Annotated in this window: 19 protein-coding genes; 12 read left to right on the top strand and 7 right to left on the bottom strand. The window is 70.7% G+C overall.

Translation table 11 applies throughout. The features are described 5' to 3' along the window. Window positions 1-387: 387 nt before the first annotated feature. Entirely contained in the window at window positions 388-1,134 is a 747-nt protein-coding gene (locus CRP50_RS08325; RefSeq protein ID WP_097278559.1) for an SGNH/GDSL hydrolase family protein, read from the top strand. Window positions 1,135-1,147: 13 nt separating this feature from the next. On the opposite strand, the gene CRP50_RS08330 is transcribed toward CRP50_RS08325, so the two are convergent. The 3 genes from CRP50_RS08330 to CRP50_RS08340 form a co-directional block, all read right to left on the bottom strand. Beyond that, a complete protein-coding gene (locus tag CRP50_RS08330) occupies window positions 1,148-3,535 on the bottom strand; it encodes a glucose/quinate/shikimate family membrane-bound PQQ-dependent dehydrogenase (RefSeq protein ID WP_097278560.1) in 2,388 nt (795 codons plus the stop codon). A 93-nt stretch (window positions 3,536-3,628) separates the two neighbouring features. Beyond that, entirely contained in the window at window positions 3,629-4,021 is a 393-nt protein-coding gene (locus CRP50_RS08335) for a VOC family protein (RefSeq protein ID WP_217992018.1), read from the bottom strand. Then, window positions 4,018-4,920 carry a LysR family transcriptional regulator gene (locus CRP50_RS08340; RefSeq protein WP_217992019.1) on the bottom strand — a complete coding sequence of 301 codons (903 nt, stop codon included), beginning with the start codon at window positions 4,918-4,920 and terminating at the stop codon, window positions 4,018-4,020. The genes CRP50_RS08335 and CRP50_RS08340 overlap by 4 nt, the downstream gene beginning before the upstream one ends. 189 nt (window positions 4,921-5,109) lie before the next feature. Here CRP50_RS08340 and cimA point away from each other — a divergent pair, with 189 nt between their 5' ends. From cimA to bluB, 3 genes are all read left to right on the top strand, one after another. Continuing rightward, the gene (cimA, locus tag CRP50_RS08345) at window positions 5,110-6,705 is read left to right on the top strand and encodes a citramalate synthase (protein ID WP_097278563.1); all 1,596 of its coding nucleotides are present in this window, start codon (window positions 5,110-5,112) and stop codon (window positions 6,703-6,705) included. 75 nt (window positions 6,706-6,780) lie between these two features. Further along, window positions 6,781-7,617, top strand: coding sequence for an RNA methyltransferase (locus tag CRP50_RS08350; RefSeq protein WP_416045205.1), 837 nt, complete (start codon window positions 6,781-6,783; stop codon window positions 7,615-7,617). Further along, window positions 7,614-8,273 carry a 5,6-dimethylbenzimidazole synthase gene (gene bluB / locus CRP50_RS08355; protein ID WP_097278565.1) on the top strand — a complete coding sequence of 220 codons (660 nt, stop codon included), beginning with the start codon at window positions 7,614-7,616 and terminating at the stop codon, window positions 8,271-8,273. Before CRP50_RS08350 ends, bluB begins: the two co-directional genes overlap by 4 nt. Before the next feature lie 14 nt (window positions 8,274-8,287). Here the strand turns inward: bluB and CRP50_RS08360 are convergent, their stop codons facing one another. Continuing rightward, a complete protein-coding gene (locus tag CRP50_RS08360; RefSeq protein WP_141415091.1) occupies window positions 8,288-9,424 on the bottom strand; it encodes a HEAT repeat domain-containing protein in 1,137 nt (378 codons plus the stop codon). A gap of 326 nt (window positions 9,425-9,750) precedes the next feature. Here CRP50_RS08360 and CRP50_RS08365 point away from each other — a divergent pair, with 326 nt between their 5' ends. From CRP50_RS08365 to CRP50_RS08380, 4 genes are all read left to right on the top strand, one after another. After that, entirely contained in the window at window positions 9,751-11,355 is a 1,605-nt protein-coding gene (locus CRP50_RS08365; RefSeq protein ID WP_097278568.1) for an ABC transporter ATP-binding protein, read from the top strand. Further along, window positions 11,345-12,463, top strand: a complete 1,119-nt coding sequence (locus CRP50_RS08370) for an ABC transporter permease (protein WP_097278569.1) — start codon at window positions 11,345-11,347, stop codon at window positions 12,461-12,463. Before CRP50_RS08365 ends, CRP50_RS08370 begins: the two co-directional genes overlap by 11 nt. 1 nt (window position 12,464) lies before the next feature. Continuing rightward, window positions 12,465-13,385 carry an ABC transporter permease gene (locus tag CRP50_RS08375; protein WP_097278571.1) on the top strand — a complete coding sequence of 307 codons (921 nt, stop codon included), beginning with the start codon at window positions 12,465-12,467 and terminating at the stop codon, window positions 13,383-13,385. A gap of 85 nt (window positions 13,386-13,470) precedes the next feature. Further along, window positions 13,471-14,589 (top strand): BMP family ABC transporter substrate-binding protein, encoded by a 1,119-nt coding sequence (locus CRP50_RS08380; protein ID WP_097278572.1) that lies wholly within the window; start codon window positions 13,471-13,473, stop codon window positions 14,587-14,589. 87 nt (window positions 14,590-14,676) lie between these two features. On the opposite strand, the gene CRP50_RS08385 is transcribed toward CRP50_RS08380, so the two are convergent. Beyond that, window positions 14,677-15,336, bottom strand: coding sequence for a PRC-barrel domain-containing protein (locus CRP50_RS08385; RefSeq protein ID WP_097278573.1), 660 nt, complete (start codon window positions 15,334-15,336; stop codon window positions 14,677-14,679). Window positions 15,337-15,526: 190 nt separating this feature from the next. Continuing rightward, the gene (locus tag CRP50_RS08390; RefSeq protein WP_097278574.1) at window positions 15,527-16,846 is read right to left on the bottom strand and encodes a DUF4142 domain-containing protein; all 1,320 of its coding nucleotides are present in this window, start codon (window positions 16,844-16,846) and stop codon (window positions 15,527-15,529) included. Window positions 16,847-17,210: 364 nt separating this feature from the next. Here CRP50_RS08390 and CRP50_RS08395 point away from each other — a divergent pair, with 364 nt between their 5' ends. From CRP50_RS08395 to CRP50_RS08410, 4 genes are all read left to right on the top strand, one after another. Next, window positions 17,211-18,158: a TAXI family TRAP transporter solute-binding subunit gene (locus CRP50_RS08395; RefSeq protein ID WP_097278576.1), complete on the top strand. Its 948-nt coding sequence runs from the start codon at window positions 17,211-17,213 to the stop codon at window positions 18,156-18,158. Between the two features lie 159 nt (window positions 18,159-18,317). Beyond that, window positions 18,318-20,441, top strand: coding sequence for a TRAP transporter permease (locus CRP50_RS08400; RefSeq protein WP_097278577.1), 2,124 nt, complete (start codon window positions 18,318-18,320; stop codon window positions 20,439-20,441). Further along, window positions 20,438-20,842, top strand: a complete 405-nt coding sequence (locus tag CRP50_RS08405; RefSeq protein WP_097278578.1) for a DUF1850 domain-containing protein — start codon at window positions 20,438-20,440, stop codon at window positions 20,840-20,842. The genes CRP50_RS08400 and CRP50_RS08405 overlap by 4 nt, the downstream gene beginning before the upstream one ends. A gap of 84 nt (window positions 20,843-20,926) precedes the next feature. Beyond that, window positions 20,927-22,183: a hypothetical protein gene (locus CRP50_RS08410; protein ID WP_097278580.1), complete on the top strand. Its 1,257-nt coding sequence runs from the start codon at window positions 20,927-20,929 to the stop codon at window positions 22,181-22,183. Between the two features lie 51 nt (window positions 22,184-22,234). On the opposite strand, the gene CRP50_RS08415 is transcribed toward CRP50_RS08410, so the two are convergent. Continuing rightward, window positions 22,235-23,206: a hypothetical protein gene (locus CRP50_RS08415; protein ID WP_097278581.1), complete on the bottom strand. Its 972-nt coding sequence runs from the start codon at window positions 23,204-23,206 to the stop codon at window positions 22,235-22,237. Between the last annotated feature and the right edge of the window lie 4 nt (window positions 23,207-23,210).

Consider the following 23,210-nt stretch of genomic DNA (forward strand, 5'->3'; position numbering starts at 1 on the left):
ATGCGCGGGTCGAGCCCGCGCATGACAAGGTTTTGAGATCGCTGAGGAAATTGCCATGGCCGGGCGTGACCCGGCCACCCGCGGCGTCACGGCCGGCGGCCGCGGGCGCCGTCCTCCACGGCAGGCACCCGTGCACGCCGTGGGTGCGCGGGTCGAGCCCGCGCATGACAAGTGGTTGAAATTTCTCCTTAAATTGTCATGGCCGGACTTGATCCGGCCATCCACGGCGCCACCGGCGGCGGCCGTGGCGTCCTGTGCCTCGGCGGGCGGAAGGTGCGTCCCCACCCGCTGTGACAACCGCCTCCGCCGCCCCGGAAACGTTAACCCGGCGGTAAGAGACCGGCCTCACTGTCGCGGCAGCCGTCCCCGTGCCAGGAGCCGCCGTCCATGTCCCTCCGCCGTCTCATCGCCCTTGCCGCCGTCGCCCTCGTGGCGGGACCGGCCGCCGCCTCGGCCGCGTCCGAGCGCTGCGCCGTCGCCGCCACGGCCCATCCGCCGCTGCCGCGGGTGGCGCGGCTGGTGACCGAGGGGCAGCCGCTGCGCATCGTCGCCATCGGCTCGTCAAGCACCGAGGGTACCGGCGCCACCAGCCCCGACCGCACCTATCCGGCGCAGCTGCGCGCCATCCTCGCCACCGGGCGCCCGGCGGTCGCGGCGGAAATCGTCAACAGCGGCATCGGCGGCGAGACGGTGGGCATGAACATGGCGCGGCTGGACCGCGACGTGCTGGCGCACCGCCCTGACCTCGTCATCTCGCAGATCACCACCAACGACGTCTTCCGCAACGTGCCGCAGGCGACCTATGCCGCCGAAGCGCGGGAGGGCATCCGACGCCTGCGCGCCGGCGGCGCCGACGTCATCCTCATGGAGCCGCAGTACCTCGCCGCCAAGGCGGGCGACGGCGCCTTCCTGGCCGCCGTCGCCACGGTGCGCGAGCTCGGGGCGGAGTTCGGGCTGCCGGTGGTCGCGCGCTTCGACTTCATGAAGCAGTGGCTGGACGACGGCCGCTTCACACCGACCGACCTGCTGTCGGCCGACGGCCTGCATATGACCGACGCCAGCTACCGCTGCCTCGCCGAGGTGGTGGCCGACATCGTGGCGCCGCCGGCCGTCGCCACCGCCTCGGGCGGCTGACACACCCCCCGGCTCATTGCGGCAGGGCGTAGGCGATGACGGCGTCGCCCGCCTTGGTGCCGAGCGACCCGTGGCCGCCGGCGATCACCAGCACGTACTGCCGGCCGTCGGCGCCCTCGTAGCTCATGGGCGTCGCCTGTCCCCCGGCGGGCAGGCGGGCGCGCCACAGCTCGTCGCCCGTCGCCACGTCGTAACCGCGCACGTAGTAGTCGAGCGTCCCCGACAGGAAGGCGACGCCGCCCGCGGTCACCACGGGGCCGCCCAGGTCGGGCACGCCCATGGCGAAGGGCAGGGGCACCGGCGCCATGTCGCGCACGGTGCCGTTCTTGTGCATCCAGACGATCTCGCCGGTGGTCAGGTCTGCCGCCGAAACGTAGCCCCACGGCGGCTGCTGGCAGGGCAGGCCGATGGGCGACAGGAAGGGCTTCAGCTCCACCGCGTAGGGCGCGCCGAAGTTCTCGTTGAGCGCCGGCAGGCTGCCCTCGGGCGCCTTCGTGTTGACGTACAGGGACTCGTCGTCCTCGCGCGGGATCAGCCTGGACGTGAAGGCGAGGTAGGCGGGCGTCGAGAAGGCGATCTGGCGGTGCGGGTCGACGGCGATGCCGCCCCAGTTGAAGACGCCGAAGTTGCCGGGATAGATGAGCGAGCCCTGCAGCGACGGCGGCGTGTAGCGACCCTCGTAGCGCAGCTGCTTCAACTGGATGCGGCAGGCGAGCTGGTCGAACAGCGTCGCGCCCCACATGTCGGCGCCGTCGAGCGGCGGCGGATCGTAGCTGAGCGCCGATACCGGCTGGGTCGCGGCGGTGTGGTCCCCTTCGGCGGCACCCTGCGGCGCCACGACCTCGGTCACCGGCAGGATGGGCTCGCCGGTGCGGCGGTCGAGGACGTAAAGGTCGCCCTGCTTGGTGGGCTGCACCAGGGCCGGCACGGTCTCGGCGTCGATGGTGAGGTCGACGAGGCTCGGCTGGGCCGGCACGTCGTAGTCCCACAGGTCGTGGTGGACGGTCTGGAAGTGCCACCGCGGCATCCCCGTTCGCAGGTCCAGCGCGACCACCGACGTCGAGTAGCGCTCCACCATCGCGCTGCGGTTGCCGCCGAACTGGTCGGGCGGCTGGTTGCCGAGCGGCACGTAGACCAGCCCCAGGTCCTCGTCCGCCGCCGAGATGGACCAGCTGTTGGGGGAATTGGGCGTGTAGGTCTCGCCCTCGGGCAGCGGGTCGGTCTGGGTCGGGTTCGCAGGGTCCCAGTTCCACAGCAGGTCGCCCGTCGCCGCGTCGAAGCCGCGGATGACGCCCGACGGCTCGCTGGTCGAGACGTTGTCGAGCACGGTGCCGCCGATCACCACCACGTCGCGCGTCACCACCGGCGGCGAGGTGGAGTAGTACGCGCCGGGGTTCACGTTGGGCATGTGCTGCCACAGGTCGACGTCGCCGTTGCCGCCGAACTGCTCGCACCGGGTGCCGGTTTCCGGGTCGAGGGCGATGAGGCGGCCGTCGGCGGTCGGCATGTAGAGGCGGGCGTCGCAGCGCTCGCCTGCGCCCGCATCCGCTCCCGCCGCCTGCGCGGCCGGCGGGCGGTAGCCGAGGCCGCGGCAGGTGAGGTGCTGCAGGGCCAGCTCGCCCTGGATCTTCGGGTCGAAGCGCCACAGTTCCTCGCCCGTGTCGGGGTCCAGCGCGATGACGAACTGGTGCGGCGTGCACAGGAACAGGCGGTCGCCGATCTTCAGCGGCGTCACCTCGAAGGTGGTTTCCGTCGGGTCGCCCGGCTGGCCGCGCATGTCGCCGGTGTGATACTCCCACGCCACTTCCAGCCGGTCGACGTTCTCCGGCGTGATCTGGGCGAGCGGGCTGTAGCGCTTGCCGTCGTGGGTGCGGCCATAGGCGTGCCACTCGCCGGCCGGGATGCCGAAGGTTTCCGCCGCCGCGCCGGCCGGAGCCTCGGCGACGCGCCCGGCGATGCGGTGCGGATCGGTGAACCAGGACGCGACGGCGACCGCCAGCGACACCGCCAGCACCACGGCGAGCGGCAGGCCGGGCCGGCGCGCCAGGGTGCCGCCGGTGGGCGCGCGCAACGGCCGGGTGATCCACGGCAGCAGCAGGAGGGCGCCGAGCACGAAGACCAGCCCGCCGCGCGTCGCAAGCGGCCACCAGTCGAGCCCCGCCTCCCGTAATGCCCAGGCGAGCGTTCCCGCCACGACCGCCGCGAAGACCCACAAAGCCGCCGGACGGCCGGCGACGAGCAGCGCCGCCGTCGCCAGCAGACCGAGGCCGGCGATCAGGTAGAACCACGATCCGCCGAGGGCGATCAGCCACCCGCCGCCGGCGGCGAGCGCGAGGCCGCACAGGGCGAGCACCGCGGCCAGAATCCAGACGAGGGCGGAGCGGGGCGAGGCGGCGGCCATGGCATGTTTCTCCGGCGACGAGCAGGATGCGTGCACGGTGAACGCGCGGTTCGCGCCGGCGTTGCACTGCGCGGTCGCCTGAGAAGCCGCCCCTTACGCGCTGATTTCGTTCGATAGTTCGACGAGATTGCCGTCCGGGTCACGGATGTAGACCGACAGCAGCGGCGCCCGCGCGCCCGTCCGTTTCACCGGGCCGTCCTCCACCGCCACGCCCTCCGCCGCCAGATGGGCGAGAACGGCCTCCATGGGGGTGGCCGTGCGGAAGCACAGGTCGGCGGAGCCGGGCAGGGGCGTGCGGGCCTTGGGCTCGAACTCGGCGCCGGCCTGGTGCAGGTTGATCTTCTGACTGCCGAAGGCGAGCGCCGTGCGCCCGCCGCCGAAGGTGACCGGCTCCATCCCCAGCACCCGGGCATAGAAGTCGGTGGTGACGGCGATGTCGGCGACGGTGAGGACCAAGTGGTCGAGGGCGTCGAGGCGGATGGTCACGGGGCGGGCTCCACGGCGGCGAGCAATTGAGCGAGCAGCAGGCGGGCGGGCACGGTCAGGGCCTCGCGGTCGCGTACGGTGATGACGAGGTCGCGGCGCGCCCACGGGTCGGTGAGCGGCACGGCGGCGATGCCCATGCGCCCGAGGTGCGGCCGCACGCAGCCGGCCGGCAGCACTGCGATGCCGAGCCCGGCCTCCACAAGCCGCATGGCGGCGTCGAAGCTGGTGACGGTCAGGCGCATGCGCAGCTCCGTGCCCGCCTCGCGGGCGGCCTGGGAGAGCAGGGCCTGCAGGGCGCTGTCGTCGCGCAGCACGATGTGCTCCCACGCCAGCAGGTCGCGGAACTCCGCCGTCTCGCGCGCCGCCGGGGCGGAGCCGGCCGGCACCACCGCCACCAGCCCGTCGCCGCGGTAGGGCAGGCTGTCGAGCCCCGGCGGCAGATCGACATGGACCGAATGCAGGCCGAGGTCCACCACCCCGTCCACCACCGCCTGCACCACGCGGGCGCTGGTCATCTGCTCCAGCGCCACGCTGATGCCGGGCTGGGCGGCGGAAAAGGCGGCCAGTTCCTCCGGCAGGTGCAGCAGCAGGGCGGAGGTATTGGCGGCGAGGCTCACGCGCCCGCGCAGGCCCTCGGCGTATTCCGACAACTCGCCCTGCATGCGGTCGATGATGCCGAACAGGCTGCGCGCATGGCGTGCCAGGGCGGCGCCGGCGGCCGTCGGCACCACGCCCTTGCTGTGGCGGGTGAGCAGGGGCGTGCGCAGCGTCGCCTCCAGGTCGGAGATGCGCTTGGAGACGGCGGAGGCGGCGATGTGCTCGCGGTCCGCCGCCCGCGCGATGTTGCCCTCCTCGGCGACGGCGAGGAACAGCTTGAGGGTGACGAGGTCGTAGCGCATGCGGGCATCCGGATGGGTCCTGGTACGCCGTACCCTGCGACATTTTCCTGACATCGCGCAATCTGCGTCTGCGCGCGGCAGCCATCGCGACGCGCGACGGATGTGTCGCGGCGTGCTGGGGTCTTGGCACGGGCGCCGGGGTGGGGCATTCTCCGCCATTCCCGAATCGTCAAGGCACCAGGAAGACCGATGACCGACGACAGGCGCGTCTACATCTACGACAGCACGCTGCGCGACGGTGCGCAGACGCACGGTGTGGATTTCTCCGCGGCCGACAAGGCGGCGATCACGCGCGAACTGGACGCCATCGGCATCGACTACATCGAAGGCGGCTGGCCCGGCGCCAACCCCACCGACGACGCCTTCTTCAAGAACCTGCCCGAGACGAAGCGCGGCCGCATCGCCGCCTTCGGCATGACGCGGCGCGGCGGCCGCTCGGCCAGCAACGACCCCGGCCTGACGGCGGTGGTGAACGCCGGCGCGCCGGTGGTGACGCTGGTGGGCAAGAGCTGGGACTTCCAGTGCAAGGTCGCGCTGGGCGTGGAACTCGACGAGAACCTGCGCATGATCGGCGACAGCATCGCCCACGCCGGCACGGTGGCGCGCGAGGTGATGTTCGACGCCGAGCACTTCTTCGACGGCTACAAGGCCAACCCCGACTACGCGCTGTCGTGCATCAAGGCGGCCTACGACGCCGGTGCCCGCTGGGTGGTGCTGTGCGACACCAACGGCGGCACCCTGCCGCACGAGGTGGAGGCCATCGTCGCCGCCGTGACGCGGGTGGTGCCGGGCGGCAACGTCGGCATCCACTGCCACGACGACACCGGCAACGCCGTCGCCAACAGCCTGGCCGCCGTGCGCGTCGGCGCCCGCCAGATCCAGGGCACCCTCAACGGCCTGGGCGAGCGCTGCGGCAACGCCAACCTGATCTCCATCATCCCGAGCCTCATGCTCAAGATGGGCTTCGAGACGGGGCTGACCGCCGACGACCTGAAGGGCCTGCAGCGCCTGTCGCGCTCGCTCGACGCGCGCCTCAACCGGGTGCCCGACCGCGGCGCGCCCTACGTCGGCGAGAGCGCCTTCGCTCACAAGGGCGGCCTGCACGTGTCGGCCGTCGCCAAGGACCCCAAGTGCTACGAGCACGTCGACCCGGCCAGCGTCGGCAACCGGCGGCTCATCCTGGTGTCCAACCAGGCCGGCCTGTCGAACCTGCTGGCGCGGTTCGAGGAGATCGGCATGGAGGTGGACCGCAAGGACCCGCGCCTCGCCCGCCTCATCGAGCTGGTGAAGGAGCGCGAGTTCCAGGGCTACGCCTACGACGGCGCCTGGGCGAGCTTCGAGCTACTGGCCCGCCGCATGCTGGAAGACGTGCCCGAGTACTTCAAGGTCGACGCCTTCCGCGTCATCGACGAACGGCGCTGGAACGCCAAGGGCAAGCTCATCACCCTGTCGGAGGCCATCGCCAAGCTGACGGTGAAGGGCGAGCGGGTGATGTCGGTGGCCGAGGGTGACGGCCCGGTCAACGCGCTCGACGCCTGCCTGCGCAAGCTGCTGCTGCCGCGCTACCCGCAGCTCGGCGACCTGCGGCTGGTGGACTTCAAGGTCCGCATCCTCAACCCCGATGCGGCGACGGCGGCGGTGACCCGCGTCACCATCGAAAGCGCCGACGGCACCGGCACCCGCTGGACCACGGTCGGCGTTTCGGAAAACATCATCGACGCGTCTTTCGAGGCGTTGTCGGACAGCATCAACTTCAAGCTCTACCGCGAGGGCGCCACCGCCTGAGGCGGCGGGGCGCACTTCCGGTACGGCACGATTGGACCGATGGCAGGAACAGACAGAACCCGGGCCCGCGAGGCGGTGATCGACCCGCTCGCGCCCATCATCATCCTCGACCGCCCGCAGCTCGGGGAGAACGTCGGCACGGCGGCGCGCGCCATGCTCAACTGCGGCCTGACGCAGATGCGCCTGGTGCAGCCGCGCGAGGACCATCTGGGCGAGAAGGCGATCGCCGCCTCGTCGGGCGCGCTGGAGGTGCTGGAGAAGGCGCAGGTCTTCGACACGCTGGAGGAGGCGGTAGGGGACCTGCACCGCGTCTACGCCACCACGGCGCGCCGCCGCGACATGATCAAGCCGCTGATGACGCCGAAGCGCGCTGCCGAGGACATGCACGCCCAGGCGGCGCTCAACCAGCGCACCGGCATCCTGTTCGGCAAGGAGCGCACGGGGCTCGAGAACGACGCCCTCGCCGTGTCCGACATCATCGTCGAGGCGCCGCTCAATCCGGCCTATTGCTCGCTGAACCTGGCCCAGGCAGTACTGCTCATGGGCTACGAGTGGTACCAGATCAAGGTCGATCCGCCGGCCGAGGTTCTGGTCACCAACCAGAGCCAGGTCGCCAGCAAGGACATGGTGTTGCGCTTCTTCGCTCACCTGGAGGCCGAACTGGACGCCAGCGGTTTCCTGCGCGTGCCGGACAAGCGGCCGTCTATGGTGCGCAACATTCGCAACATGTTCTGGCGCGCCACCCTGACCGAGACCGAGGTGCGCACCCTGCACGGCATCGTCAAGGAACTGCGCTGGGGCCGCCGCCCCGACCAGCCGCCCTACAGCGGCCGCCAGAAGCCGTCGGAAGTGGGCGAGGAAGCCCTCGCCGCAGCGCCTCCGCCGCCCGACGACGCGGGGAGCGGCAAGTGACGGCCGCGGGGGGCGGCTCGGCGCCGGTCTTCGACCAGCGCTTCCGCGCCCAGCTGCGCGACCTGATCGCGTGGCGCCGCGACATCCGCCACTTCAAGCCGGACCCCCTGGACCCGGCGCTGGTGGACGACCTCGTCCGGCTGGCCTGCCAGGCGCCCTCGGTCGGCAACAGCCAGCCGTGGCGCTTCGTGCTGGTGGAGGACCCGGCCCTGCGGGTGCGGGTGCGGGCCAATTTCGCCGCTGCCAATTCGGAAGCCCTGCACGAATACGAGGGCGAGCGGGCCAAGCTCTACGCCTCGCTGAAGCTGGCCGGCCTCGACAAGGCGCCGGTGCAGATGGCGGTGTTCTGCGATGCCGCCGGGGCGCTCGGTCACGGTCTCGGCTCCCGGACGGTGCCGGAGACGCTGATGCATTCGGTGGCCGGCGCGGTGACGCTCCTCGCCCTGGCGGCGCGGGCGCATGGGGTGGGCGTCGGCTACGTCTCCATCCTCGACCCGCAGCGCCTGTGCGAGGATCTGGAGGTGCCGGCGGACTGGCATTTCGTCGCCTACCTGTGCCTCGGCTACCCGGGCATCGAGGACAGCGACGTGCCGGAACTGCAGCGCCGCGGCTGGCAGGACCGGCTGGAATACCGGAGCTTCGTGCACCGGCGGTAATGGGCCCTCAGGCCTCACCACTCCTCCGCCGCCGCTTCCGCCAGGGCGTCGAGGGCCTGCTGGGCGGCCTCGGCGACGCGGTCTTCGGAATCCTCCGCCAGTTCGCGCAGCACCGGGGCCGCCGTCAGGTCGCCCAGGGTTTCCAGCGCCGCCGCCACGGCCGCCCGCACCTCCGGCTTGCGGTCGCGGGCGAGGCGGCCGAGCCAGGTGACGGAGGCACGGCCGTCGATCTGGCCGAGCGCCGCCACGATGGCCAGCCGTCCCTCCAGGTCCGCCCGCTCCGCCGCCCGGCCGAGCAGCACGGCCGTATCCTCGTCGGCGACGGGCACCAGGGCCGCCACCACCGCCGGCAGGTCGAGCGGCGTCGCCGCCGGCAGCCAGGCTTCCAGGGCTTCCTTGCCGCCGCGCAGGGCCAGCGCGCCCAGCGCCAGGGCGGCGGCGCGCGCCACCGACTGCACCGGGTCGACCAGCAGAGCCTCCAAAGCCGGCGCCGTCTGGCGCAGGCGCAGGGCGCGGGCGAGGCCGCAGGCGCTGATACGCACGGCCGCCACCTCGTGCGTCAGGTGGCGACGGGCGAGGGGTGCCGCCGGCCGATGGCGCACCGCCGCCAGCACGTCGAGCGCCAGCGCCAGCGACTCGGCCGACAGGGCATCCAGCGTCGCGAGGTCGGTCACCGCCGTCGCGCAGGCGGGCTCGGCGACCGCCGCCAGCGCCCGCAAGGCGGCGCGCATCTCGGGCGCGGCGGCGTCGCGGTCGAAGCCCGCGAAGCGGTGGGCGAGGCGCAGCAGCACGGGCGCCGCCGCCCGCTCGGCCCGCGCGCCCAGGGCATCGGCCAGGGCCACGAAGGCCGCCATGGCCGGGCGGTCGTCGTCGAGCAGTTGCGTCAGGTGGGCGATCAGCTCCGCCGTCGGCAGTCCACCCAGCGACTCCATCGCCCCCGTCTCGACGGCCGGCGACTCCGCCTCGGCCGCCGCCGGGGCAGGGGCGGGGGGCGGCGCCGGCCGGCGCGGCCAGGCGAAGAGGTCGCCCTGGGAGCGGGCGGCGCCGCCGCGGCGGCCCTTGGCGGCGCGCTTGGCCGGCCGGGCGCCGGAGGGCGCGCGGCCACGGGTGCCGGCGGGGCGGGTGGGCTCGGGCAGGGGGAGGAGGTCCATGGCGGGCATCCGGCAGAAGGGGTGTTCGACGTCTGTTCCGTTCCGCCGATCATGGCGAGGATGAGAACATTCTGTCAACATGCCTCCGCTTTGGGCGCTGGCTGCCTCGCCGCCGGGCAGCGCCGCCGCCGACCTTGACCAAATGGACGAAAAAACGCCGGGCCTCCGATGTAATCGAATTGGCACAAACGGTGCAGCGCGGTAAAAGGAGTTTCGACGACGGAGCGCGCGGGGGCTGCCTTGCTGTCGCCTTTTGCCGATCCGGTCGAGACGCCGCCCTAGCGCATCCGATCCGGCCGTCGTCCGGCCGCTGTCATGGAAGAGGCATGTCCCCCACGCCCCGTACCGACGCCGACCGAACCGAGTCCGCGCCGCCGACGCCGCGTCTGGCCCTGCACGGCATCACCAAGGTCTTCCCCGGCACCATCGCCAACCAGGACGTCTCGCTGTCGCTGCTGCCCGGCGAGATCCACGCCCTGCTGGGCGAGAACGGCGCCGGCAAGTCGACGTTGGTGAAGATCGTCTACGGCCTGCTGCAGGCCGACGCCGGCGAGATCCGGTGGGAAGGGGCGCCGACCGTCATCGCCAGCCCGGCGGAGGCGCGCCGCCTCGGCATCGGCATGGTGTTCCAGCATTTCTCGCTGTTCGATTCGCTGACCGTCGCGGAGAACGTCGCCCTCGGCACCGGCGACCGCACCCCCATGCGCCAGCTGGAAGAGCGCATCCGCGAGGTCTCCACCCGCTACGGCCTGCCGCTCGACCCCAGGCGACCGGTCCATGCCCTGTCGGTGGGCGAACGCCAGCGCGTGGAGATCGTGCGCTGCCTGCTGCAGGACCCGCGCCTGCTCATCATGGACGAGCCGACCAGCGTGCTGACGCCGCAGGAGGCCGAGCAACTGTTCGAGACCCTGCGCCGCCTGCGCGAGGAAGGCCGCACCATCCTCTACATCTCGCACAAGCTGGAAGAGATCCGCGTGCTGTGCGACCGCGCCACCATCCTGCGCGCCGGTAAGGTGGTCGACGCCGTGAACCCGCGCGAGAAGACGGCCCGCCAGCTCGCCCAGGCCATGATCGGCTCCGACTTCGCCACGCCGGCCCGCGCCGCCGCGGCGGCCGTGGAGGCGCCGCGCGGTGACGGCCTGCTGGAGGTGGAGCGCCTCAACCTCGCCTCCGGCACGCCCTTCGGCACCACGCTGGTCGACGTGTCGCTGTCGCTGCATCCGGGCGAGATCCTCGGCATCGCCGGGGTCGCCGGCAACGGCCAGTTCGAGCTTCTGTCGGCGCTGTCGGGCGAGACGCTGGTGCAGGATGCCCGCAGCGTCCGCATCGCCGGTGCGCCGGCCGGCCACCTGGACCCGCGTCGCCGCCGTGAACTGGGCCTCGGCTTCGTGCCCGAGGAACGGCTCGGCCGCGGTGCCGTGCCCGACATGAGCCTGGCGGAAAACGCCCTGCTGTCGCGCGGCGGCGGGGCCGACGACATGGTCAGCCGCGGCCTCATCAGCTTCCGCAAGGCCCACGGCCTCGCCGAGCGCATCATCTCCGCCTACAACGTGGTGGCCGGCAACGGCGCGCGGGCGACGGCCAAGAGCCTGTCGGGCGGCAATTTGCAGAAGTTCATCATCGGCCGCGAGATCATGCGCAAGCCGCGCATCCTCATCGCCGCCCACCCCACCTGGGGCGTCGATGCCGGCGCCGCCGCCGCCATCCATCAGGCGCTGCTCGACCTGCGCGACCAGGGGACGGCGGTGCTCATCGTCAGCCAGGACCTGGATGAATTGTTCGTGCTGTCGGATCGCATCGCCGTCATGAGCCACGGCCGCCTGTCGGAAAGCCGCCCCGCCCACGAGGCGACGGTCGAGCAGATCGGCCTGCTCATGGGCGGCGTGTTCGAAACCTCCGACGCCTGGGAGGCGGACGCTCATGCGCATTAAGCTCGAGGCCCGCGCCCACACGCCGGCTGCCGTCGTCTATGCCACGCCCGTGGTGGCGGCGCTGCTGACGGCGGTCGCCGGGGGCGTGCTGTTCGCCGCCCTCGGCTACCCGCCGTTGCAGGCGCTGCACGCCTTCTTCATCCAGCCGCTGTCGACCCTGAACGGGCTGGCCGAGGTGGGGGTGAAGGCGACGCCGCTGGTGCTCATCGCCATCGGCCTGTCCATCGGCTTCCGCGGCAACGTGTGGAACATCGGCGCCGAGGGGCAACTGACCATGGGCGCCGTCACCGGCGGTGCCGTGGCGCTGGCGTTCTATGACGTCGAAGGGGTGTGGCTGTTGCCGCTCATGACGCTCGCGGGCGCGCTCGGCGGCATGGCCTACGGGGCGATCCCGGCACTGCTGAAGACGCGCTTCAATGCCTCGGAAATCCTGACGAGCCTCATGCTCACCTATGTGGCGACGCTGTTCCTCAGCTACCTCGTCCACGGGCCGCTCATGGACCCGGACGGCTTCAATTTCCCGCAGAGCCGCCTGTTCCACGACAGCGCCATCCTGCCGGTGCTGGGCTTCACCCGCCTGCACCTGGGCGCGGCGGTCGCGCTGTTCGTGGTGCTGGCCGGCTGGTTCGTCATGGCGCGCACGCTGATCGGCTTCCAGATCAAGGTCATCGGCCTGACGCCGGCGGCCGGCGGCTATGCCGGCTTCAGCCAGAAGCGGGTGGTGTGGCTGAGCTTCCTGGTGTCCGGCGGCCTCGCCGGCATGGCCGGGCTGTTCGAGGTGGCCGGCCCGATCGGCCAGTTGCAGCCCTCCATCTCGCCGGGCTACGGCTTCACCGCCATCATCGTCGCTTTCCTCGGCCGCCTGCATCCGCTCGGCATCCTGCTCGCCGGCCTGCTCATGGCGCTGTCCTACCTGGGCGGCGAGGTGGCGCAGATCGAGCTGGGGCTGCCGCTCGCCATGACCGGGGTGTTCCAGGGCATGCTGCTGTTCTTCCTGCTCGGCGCCGACGTCTTCACCCGCTACCGCCTGCGCCTCGGCAGCCCGCCGGCCGCCGCGCGCGTAGCCGCCGCCGCCGACAAGCCCAAGCCGGCCGGGGAGGCCGCCTGACATGGACCAGTTCGTCAACTTCATGGTCATCATGCTGGGCGCCGCCACGCCGCTCATCTTCGCCGCCGTCGGCGAGCTGGTGACGGAGAAGTCGGGGGTGCTCAACCTGGGTGTCGAGGGCATGATGCTCATGGGCGCCGTCGCCGCCTTCGCGACCACGCTGACCACCGGATCGCCGGTGCTCGGCCTGATCGCGGCCATGGCGGCGGGCGTGATGATGTCCATGATCTTCGGCCTGCTGACCCTGACGCTGCTCGCCAATCAGGTGGCGACGGGGCTCGCGCTGACCATCTTCGGCATCGGCCTGTCGTCCTTCGTCGGCCAGGACTTCGTCGGCAAGCCGGTGCAGGCGGTGGCGGCGGTGGATCTCGGCCCGCTGACCGCCATTCCGGTCATCGGCCCCATCGTGTTCGGCCAGAACCCGCTGGTCTACCTGGCGCTCGCCGTGGTGGCGGGCGTGGCGTGGTTCCTCTACCGCACCCGCGCCGGCCTGATCCTGCGCGCGGTCGGCGAGAGCCACCATGCGGCGCACGCCATCGGCTACCCGGTCATCGCCATCCGCTACGGCGCGGTCGCCTTCGGCGGCGCCATGGCCGGGCTCGGCGGCGCCTACCTGAGCCTCGCCTACACGCCGATGTGGGTGGAGAACATGACCGCCGGCCGCGGCTGGATCGCGCTGGCGCTGGTGGTCTTCGCCACCTGGCGGCCGTGGCGCGTGGTGGCCGGCGCCTGGCTGTTCGGCGGCGTCACCATCCTGCAGCTGCATGCGCAGGGGGCGGGCATCGCCGTGCCGTCGCAGCTCATGAACATGCTGCCCTACCTCGCCACCATCGTGGTGCTGGTCGTCATCTCGCGCGACGCCACCCGCATCCGCATGAACGCGCCGGCCTCCATCGGCAAGGTGTTCCATCCGGAACGCTGAGGAACAAGGCGTTCCACCCGGAACGCCGACGCCGGCGGACGCCGCCCGAACCATACGCCTGTCCCTTCAGAGGAGTGCATTGGGGATGAGTGAGAAGACCTGGACCATCACCCGCCGTACCGTGCTCGGCCTGGCGGCCGGCGCGCTGGCGCTGGGTGCCGCCGTGACCGCGCCGTTCGGCGGCGCCGCCCTGGCGGCCGACCCGTTCAAGGTCGGCTTCGTCTACGTCGGCCCGATCGGCGACCACGGCTGGTCCTACCAGCACGACCAGGGCCGTCTCGCCGTCGAGAAGCAGTTCGGCGACAAGGTGAAGACCACCTACGTCGAGAACGTCGCCGAGGGCGCCGACGCCGAGCGCGTCATCAACCAGCTGGCGCAGTCGGGCCACGACCTGATCTTCACCACGTCCTTCGGCTTCATGAACCCGACGGCCAAGGTCGCCAAGCGCTACCCGAACGTGAAGTTCGAGCACGCCACCGGCTACACCCGCGCCGACAATCTGGCGACCTATGCCGCCCGCTTCTACGAGGGCCGCTACCCTGTCGGCGTCATCGCCGGCCGCATGACCAAGTCCAACGTCATCGGCTACATCGCGCCGTTCCCGATCCCGGAAGTGGTGCGCGGCATCAACGCCTTCACCAAGGGCCTGCACTCGGTGAATCCCGAGGCCGACGTGAAGATCATCTACGTCAACGCCTGGTACGACCCGGGCAAGGAGCGTGAAGCCGCCGAGACGCTGGTCGCCCAGGGCGCCGACGTGCTGGTGCAGCACACGGACTCCGCCGCCGCCATGCAGCTGGCCGAGGAAAAGGGCCTGACCGCCTTCGGCCAGGCCTCCGACATGCGTCAGTTCGGCCCCAACGCCCAGGCGACCGCCATCGTCGACAACTGGAACGACTATTACGTCGCCCGCGTCCAGGCAGCCATGGACGGCACCTGGAAGAGCGAGGACACCTGGGGCGGCCTGAACACCGACATGGTGCACATGGCCGACTACGGCCCCAAGGTGCCGGAAGAGGTGAAGGCCGAGGCGAACGCCATCATCGAGAAGATCAAGTCGGGCGAATTCCAGATCTTCGCCGGCCCGATGAAGGACAACCAGGGCGCCGTCCGCGTCGAGGAGGGCAAGGTGGCCTCCGACAAGGACCTGCTGTCCATGGACTGGTACATCGAGGGCATCGACGCCCAGCTGCCGAAGAAGTAAGCCTTCGGCCGCAAGGTACGACGGAAAAGGCCGGTGTCCCGCGCGGGACACCGGCCTTCTTCTTGTGGAGCGAAGCGGGAAGGGGGCTTACTGCGGCGCCGTGCCGCCGCCCATGGTGCTGCCGCCCATGGTGCTGCCGCCCGCCGTGCCACCGGTGGGCGTACCCGCGCCGCCGGCCGGCATCTGCGCCGTTTCGGGCTGCTGCGGTTCGGTCGGCTCCGGCTCCCACTCGGGCAGCTGCGACAGCTGGTCGTTGGTCATGTCGACGTGCACGCCGTCGTCCTGGATGTCGACCGCCGACAGCTCCAGCGCGATGCTCTTCTCGCCGATGCCGAGGAAGCCGCCCTGGTTGACGACGATGCTCTGCATCATGCCGTCCTTGCCGACCAGCACGTCGGAGACTTCGCCGACCTTCTCGCCGTCCTGGCCGATGACGTCCATGCCGACCACGTCCTTCATGTCGGATGTGTCGGTCACGGCGGCGGTCTCGCCCTGCTGCGGGTCGGCGGGCGGCGGCGGGGCATCGGCGTCGGCCTGCTCGGCTTCCTGCTTCACCTCTTCCTTGGCTTCCTGAGCCTCCTGCTTGACTTCGCCGGCGGCCTCTTCGGCCTTCTGCTCGACGGCGGCGCCCGCCTCTTCGGCTTTCTGCTCGACCTTGGACTCGGTCTGCGTCGCGTCGGCGGCGAAGGCGGCCGGCGACAGGGCCATGAGGGCGACCGCGGCCGCCGCGGTGGTGAACTTGCGCATAGCGTGTCTCCTGCATCAGGTTCCACATTCGCCTTCATAACGCCCGGCGTGCAGTCCTGGCGGCACGGACACGAAGAAGTTTTCGTTCCGACACCGCTGGGACCACGGCAGCCACAGGAGCAGCATCAAGACCGCGCAAGAAAAAGGCCGGCACTGAATGCCGGCCTTCTCCCGCGCGGATCACCGCGGCTCAGTTGCCGGGGCCTTCCCATTCGGGAAGTTCGGAGATCTGCTGGTCGGTCATGTTGACCTGCACGCGGTCCTGGGCGACGGTCAGGTCGTCCATGTCGATGGCGATGGTCTTCTCGCCGATGCCGAGGAAGCCGCCGCGGTCGATGACGACGCGCTCGGCCTCGCCCTGCTGGTTCATCAGCACGTCGGAGATTTCGCCGACCTGCTCGCCGGTCTCGCCGTAGACGGCGGCCCCCACCAGATCCTGCAGGTTGGAGGCCTGGCCCATCTGGGCGGTCTGCGGCTGGCCGGTCTCCAGGGCCGTGCGCTCGCGCTGACGCTCGATCTCGTCCTGCTGGATGTCCAGCGCAGTGGTGTCGGTGCCGGGCTCGACGGAGCGGTCGTCGTCGGTGAGGGGCTGCGGCTGGCTTCGCTCCTGCGTCTGCGGCTGCTGCGCAGTCTGCTGCGTCTGCTGGGTGTCGCGCTCGACGATCGTCACGTCGGCCTGGCCCTGCTTCTGGACGTTGACGTCGGGCTTCGCCTGATCGATCTCGACCTCCGGCTTCGGCATGTCGACGCTGACCTGCGGCTCCGGCGTCTGGACCGTTACCTGCGGCTCGGGATCGACCACCGTCACGTTCGGCGCCGGCTGCTGCACGCCGACGTCGGTCGCGCCCTGGTCGACCACCACCTCGGTTCCCGGATCATTGGCCATGGCCTGCTGCTGGGACGACTTGCCCTGCGACTGGCCGCTGGAGGCCTGGACCTGGGCGCCCACCTGCTTGGCGACGTCCTGGGCCTGCTGATAGTGCTGCTCCAGGATCGGCGTCGTCTGGTCGGCGTAGGTCACCAGCGCCTGGAACTGCCCCTGCTTGGTGTACTGGCGATAGGCCTGCAGGTCCTTCTCGTGGTCCTTGACCATCATTTCCATGTAGGCGCGGTCGAACTGCTCGCCCTTCTGCTGCGTCAGGCGGTCGACCTTCTGCTGGGCGTCCTGCGGCAGCTGCTGCGGCACCTCGGCCTTGGCCTGCTGCAGGATCTGCTTCAGCTTGTCCTGCGCCTTGCCGTGCTCCTGGGCCATGCGCTCGCCGAACTGCTTCACCTGATCGTTCTGGCCCTGCTTCTGGGCCAATTCGCCGAGCTGCACTTCCATCATGTTGCCGGTGGCGGCTTCCTTGGCGAACTTCCGGTCCTGCTGGCTCATCTCGCCCTGTTTCTGCTGCTGCCCGCTCTGGGACTGCTGCTGGGCCTGGGGCTGGGTGGCCTGAGTCTGCTGCGCAACCGCGGGCACGGCAGTCATCAGCGCGACCACGGCGGCCGCCGTCGTGAACGTGCGCATGAAACACTCCTTCGTCGTGATTGGTGCGGGGGCCTCGTTGCCCTCTGTCCATCCCAACGATCCGAAGCCCGAGTGGCTCCCCAGGACTTGGCCCGATCAAACAAATTTACGCATAAACGTCGCCATGCGGCTACTTGCGGTTCATTGCCTGCGTAACGCTTGCCCTCAGTGGTGGAAAAGCAGAAAGAAAGTTGCCGCGCCTGCTGCTCTGGAAGAAATTCGCGGCGCCGTCTGGCAGATGCTCGGGCGCGCTCGGCGGTTGGCGCACGCCCTTCAAGGGCTTATAGTCCACTTCCGGGCTCTGGTATCACCGGCCGTGGGAAGCCGAAGACATAGCCGCATTCATTACCGGGAGGAATTTTTCATGAAGAAGACTATTGTGGCGGCAGCCTTCGCCGTCGCGAGCATGGTCGCGGCGCCGATGGCGCACGCCGAGCAGTTCGTCACCGTGCTCACCGGCGGCACCTCGGGTGTCTACTACCCGCTGGGCGTCGCGCTGTCGAAGCTCTATGCCGATTCCATTCCCGACGTGCGCACCAGCGTGCAGTCCACCAAGGCGTCGGTGGAGAACCTGAACCTGCTGCAGCAGGAACGCGGCGAAGTGGCCTTCGCCCTCGGTGACTCCGTCGCCGACGCCTGGGCCGGCAACGAGGAGGCGGGCTTCCGCCAGAAGCTGGACAAGATCCGCGGCCTCGCCGCCGTCTACCCCAACTTCATCCAGATCGTCGCCCGCAAGGACAGCGGCATCGCCACGCTGGCCGACCTGAAGGGCAAGCGCGTGTCCGTCGGTGCGCCCAAGTCGGGCACCGAGCTGAACGCCCGCAAGGTGTTCGGCGCCGCCGGCATGACCTACGACGACTTCGGCAAGGTCGAGTACCTGCCGTTCGGCGAGAGCGTCGAACTGATGAAGAACCGCCAGCTGGACGCCACGCTGCTGTCCGCCGGCCTTGGCGTGTCGGCCATCCGCGACCTCGCCTCCACCACCGACATCACCATCGTCGAAGTCCCGCCCGAGGTGGTCGAGAAGATCGGCGAGCCGGTGTTCATCTCGGAAAAGGTTCCGGCCGGCACCTACAACGGCGTCGACAAGGACACCCCGACCGTCGCCATCATCAACTTCCTGGTCACCCGCGAAGGCCTGTCCGACGACGTGGTCTACGAGATGACCAAGCAGATGTTCGAGAAGAAGGACCAGCTGGTCTCGGCGCACTCCGCCGCCCAGGGCATCGACCTGAAGACCGCCGCCAAGGGCATGCCGCTGCCGCTGCACCCGGGCGCCGAGAAGTACTACAAGGAGCAGGGCGCCCTCTGAGGCCCCGCGGGCTCCACACGAACGGCGGCGGCGGCCCGGCAACGGACCGCCGCCTGCTGCTTTCGGCTCGCCGCCGGTTGCCGCTGCTGAGCGACGCCGGCGGCCGCCGCATCCTCGACGCTTCGTCTTCCCGCACTCCGCCGAGATAGAGACCCGTCCATGTCCACCGGGAGCCACCCCGAGCCCGTCACCCCCGCCGAGCGGGAGGCCGACGCCGGCGTCATGCACATCAGCCTGGGCGAGCGCGACACGCTGCTCGGCAAGCTGGTCTTCGCCATCGCCATCGCCTTCTCGGCCTGGCAGATCCTCACCGCCGCCGGCCTGATCGCCGAAAGCACCATCATCGTGCGGTCGATCCACGTCGGCTTCGTCCTGCTGCTGACCTTCCTGCTGACGGCGCGCATGCGCACCAGCACCGGCATCCGGTTCTGGTCGGACGCCTTGCTCGGCGTTCTCGGCATGGGGCTCGCGTTCTACCACTGGGTCTTCGAGGCCGACATCATCTGGCGCGCCGGCGACCCCAACACCACCGACATCATCGTCGGCTGCATCACCGTGGTGCTGGTGTTCGAGGCGGCGCGGCGGGTCATGGGCATCGCCCTGCCCACCATCTGCGCCCTGTTTCTGGCCTATGCCCTGCTCGGGCAGTACCTGCCGAGCCCGCTGAACCACCGCGGCTATGCCTTCGAGCAGGTGGTGGACCAGATGTTCCTCGGCACCGAGGGCATCTACGGCATCCCGACCTACGTGTCGGCCACCTACATCTTCCTGTTCATCGTCTTCGGCTCGTTCCTCGAGCGCGCCGGCATCATCAAGCTGTTCACCGACATCTCCATCGGCTCCGTCGGCCACACCCAGGGCGGTCCGGCCAAGGTGGCGGTGGTCAGCTCGGCCCTCATGGGCACGGTGAACGGCTCGGGCGTCGCCAACGTGGTGACCACCGGCCAGTTCACCATCCCCATGATGAAGCGCTCCGGCTTCAAGCCGGCCTTCGCCGGCGCCGTCGAGGCGACCGCCAGCATGGGCGGCCAGATCATGCCGCCGGTGATGGGCGCCGTCGCCTTCATCATGGCCGAAACCCTGAACATGCCCTACGTGGAGATCATCAAGGCCGCCATCATCCCGGCCATTCTCTACTTCGGCACCGCCTTCTGGATGGTCCACCTGGAGGCCGGGCGCCTCGGCCTGAAGGGCCTGCCCAAGGACGAGCTGCCCAACGTGCGCAAGGCCGTCGCCGCCGGCTGGTACCTGCTGCTGCCGCTGGCGGTGCTGGTGTTCCTGCTGTTCGCCGGCTTCACGCCGCTGTTCGCCGGCACCGTCGGCCTCGGCTTCACGGCGATCATCATCATGGGTTCGGCGCTGTCGCTGCGCTTCCGGGCCATGGCGCTGCGCTACGTGTTCTGGGTCGTCATCGGCATCGTCGGCTGGCTCGCCTACGACAACAACCTGCTGCCCGAGATGCTGCTCGGCACCTCCGCCGTGCTGGTCGGCGGCCTGGCGCTGGTGAAGGGCGGCAAGCGCACCCTGCAGGTCTGCCTGGAGGCCCTCGGCGAGGGCGCCCGCAACGCCCTGCCGGTGGCGGTCGCCTGCGCGCTGGTCGGCGTCATCATCGGCACCATGACCCTGACGGGCGCGGCCACCAACTTCACCCGCGTCATCGTCGAGGTCGGCGAGAGCAACCTGTTCCTGTCGCTGGTGCTGACCATGCTCGCCTGCCTGGTGCTCGGCATGGGCATCCCGACCATCCCCAACTACATCATCACCAGCTCCCTCGTCGGGCCGGCGTTGGAGAACCTGGGCGTGCCGCTGATCGTCAGCCACATGTTCGTGTTCTACTTCGGCATCCTGGCCGACCTGACGCCGCCCGTCGCGCTGGCCGCTTTCGCCGCGTCGCCCATCGCCAAGGCATCGGGGTTGAGGATCGGGATGCAGTGCCTGCGCATCGCCGTGGCGGGCTTCGTCGTGCCCTACATGGCGGTCTACACCCCGGCGCTCATGCTGCAGGACGGCGGCCCCATGGCCGAGGCCATCGGCTATTGGCCGGCGGTCGCCTACATCATCCTGAAGGCCGTCATTTCCGTCGGCCTGTGGGGTGCGGCCTCCATCGGGCACCTGTTCACGCCGCTGGCGTGGTGGGAGCGCCTGTGGGCCGTGGCGGCCGCCTTCACGCTGGTGGTGGCGCTGCCCGTCACGGACGAGATCGGCTTCGCCCTGGCGCTGTCGTTCATCGCCTTCCAGGTGTTCGTCCGCCGCCGTCGCGCCACGCCCGCCGCGCCGGCATGAGCGTGGCCGCGGCCGCCCTCTGCATCGGCCTGCTCGGCACCACCGCCCCGGCGGCGGTGGTGCCGGAGCCGGCCTTCACGCTGACCTGGACCCATTCCGTCGAGAAGATCGTCTGGCGCGAGGCCTATGTCCTCGCGCCCCGCGGCCTGCGGCTGACCGAGGCGGCGGTGCAGGGCACCGGCGCCGGCATGGAGCCGCCGCCGGAGGCCCGCCTGGTCGACGGCTGGTACGTCTACGCGCCCGACCGCACGGTGACGGACATCGTGATCCCCGACAGCGACTTCACCGGTCCCATGACGCTCTGCGCCGGTGAGCGGTGCGCGCCGGTCGCCGCCTGGGCGGGGCGGCCGGCGGACGCCATCACGCCGGTGCGGCTGTGGCCGTGCCCGGCAGCGGACTGAGCGCGGCCCTGCCGTAGGGCAGGGGCGGGCGGCGGAGGGCTCGGGCAGGGTGGCGGCATCGTCACTCCTGCGGAGACTTCTCCCATGACCGGCTCGCCGTCCAGCCCCACCACCCCCACCTCCGGCTCCTCCACCGCCAAGGCGCCGGCGCCCTTGCCGCACCCGAAGGCGAGTTCCAGCGTCACCGGCCCCATCCGCCGCCTGCTGCTCACCATCGCCGCCGACGTCGCCCAGAACCTGCAGATGCAGGCCGTCTACCGCGCCATCCTGGTCGAGATGCCGGCGACCACCAGCTTCGTGATCGTCGTCAATCCGGCCGTGCAGGCGCTGGTGGAGGGCTGGGTGCAGCAGTTGAACATGCAGGCGCGGGTGCAGCAGATCGTGTTCGACGCCGATTTCACGGCCTGGGCGCGCGACCCCTTCGTCGCTGTCACCACCGACGGCGACGCCACCATCCACCTGGCGCAGCCCGAGCCGTCGGGGGACCATCCCGATACCCAGATCGTCGCGCAGATGGTGGCGGCCCCGGTGCCCGGCATCGCCGCCTATCCGACGCCGCTCTACTTCGACGGCGGCAACGTGCTGGCGGGTGACGACTTCTGCATCCTCGGCGCCAACGAGCGCCAGCGCACCCTCGACATGCTGGGGACGGGCGGCCTGCCGCAGCCGCAGCCGCCGACGACGCCGGAGGAACTGGTGGACCTGCTGTTCCAGCAGTACATCGTCGGCGTGGACCGGGCGCTCCACTGGCTCGGCCTGCCCGACATGCCCGAGCAGGAAGAAGTCCCCTTCGAGCATAACGGCGAAGAGTGGGAGCAGATCTTCTACTACGGCAACGACCCCGGCGCGCAGCAGCCGGTGTTCCACATCGACATGTTCCTCACCCTCATGGGGCGGGAGGACGACGGCTACCACGTCCTGCTCGGCAGCCCGACCCAGGCCGCGTACATCATGACCGGGCAGATGCAGACGCCGCCGGAAGCCCAGGCCGAGGCCTTCGACGCCTTGCAGACGCAGTTGCAGGAGATGGGCTTCATCGTCCACCGCAACCCCATGCCGCTGATCTACCAGGACGACCCGGTCGAGAAGCTGCGGACCTGGTACTACGCGGCCTACAACAACGCCCTGGTGCAGGTGGACGAGACCGGCCGCCGCGTCTGGCTGCCGAGCTTCGCCCACGGCATCTGGCAGCAGGCGCTGCAGCAGGTGGAGCAGGCCAACGTGCAGATCTGGCAGGAGCGCGGCTTCGAGGTGACGCTGATGCCCGACTTCCAGGTCTTCACGGCCATGGCCGGGGCACTGCGCTGCATCACCAACGATTTCGACCGCGGCGAGGCGTGACGATCCGGGCGCGGCGGCGGAGATGGAAAGCCGCCGCCGCGCCCGATCCAGTCAGCGCACCACGGTGCCGGCGTCTTCGTCCCACCGCCAGGCCGGCTGGTCGTTGGCGAGGTCGACGGCGCCCACCCAGTGCTCCGGCGTGTTCCAGTCGAGCCAGTCGGCCACACCGGCGAGCAGGGCCTCGCCGTGGCGGGTCGGCGCGAGCCGGCCGTCGCCGTCGCGGGCGAGCGCCGGGCGCGGGGCGTTCTCCAGCCGCCGCGCCACCGCCTCGAACATGAGCCCGCCGAGGAAGGGCTGCGGGTCGATGTCCTGCACGGCGCGGAACAGGTCGGCCACCGGCGACGGGCGGTAGGCCGCCGCCCGCAGAGTCAGGCGCTCGGTCAGCGACAGGCCGTCGCTGGTCCACGGCAGTTCCTGCAAGTGGCGGCGCAGGGCAGGGGCCAGGAACGGCAGGTCCGGCGTTCCCGTCTCCGCCAGGGCGCAGATCTCCTCCGGGTCCGGCGAGCGGAAGGCGCCCCAGGCGTCGGCGGCGGCCCGCAGCATGGCGGCGGTCACCGGCTCGGCCGTCGGCACCAGCTCCGCCAGATCGGCGGGGGCCAGCTGGCCGAGGCCGATGAAGCGGTCCACCGCCGGGTGGCGGTCGAGCGTCACCAGCGCCATCTCGCCGCCGGTCCGTCGCGGGTTTCGGCGGAACCACGCCAGCAGCCGGATGAGGCAGGCCTGGTCGTAGAGGTCGTGCTCGAACCACAGCAGCAGGCGGTCGCGCTCGCGCGCGTCCTTCAGCCCCTGCCACTCGGCCAGCAGCTTGCGGCGGGCTTCCCCGAAGGGCATGCCGTATTCGCGGGTGATGAAGTGGGCGCGGCGTTCGATGAGGGCGTCGCCGGAGTCGACCATGCCCGGCGGCAGCGGGCCCTGGCAGACGGGGTCCGAGAACTCCAGGTAGTCGCCGACGACACCGCCGGCGACCAGCTTCTCCCGGATGTCCGACCCGCAACGGATATGCAGGGTGTCAGGCGTGGACATTCAC

Origin of the sequence: Caenispirillum bisanense, from assembly GCF_900230255.1 — a bacterium.
In the GTDB taxonomy this organism is placed as follows: Bacteria; Pseudomonadota; Alphaproteobacteria; order Rhodospirillales; family Rhodospirillaceae; genus Caenispirillum; species Caenispirillum bisanense_A.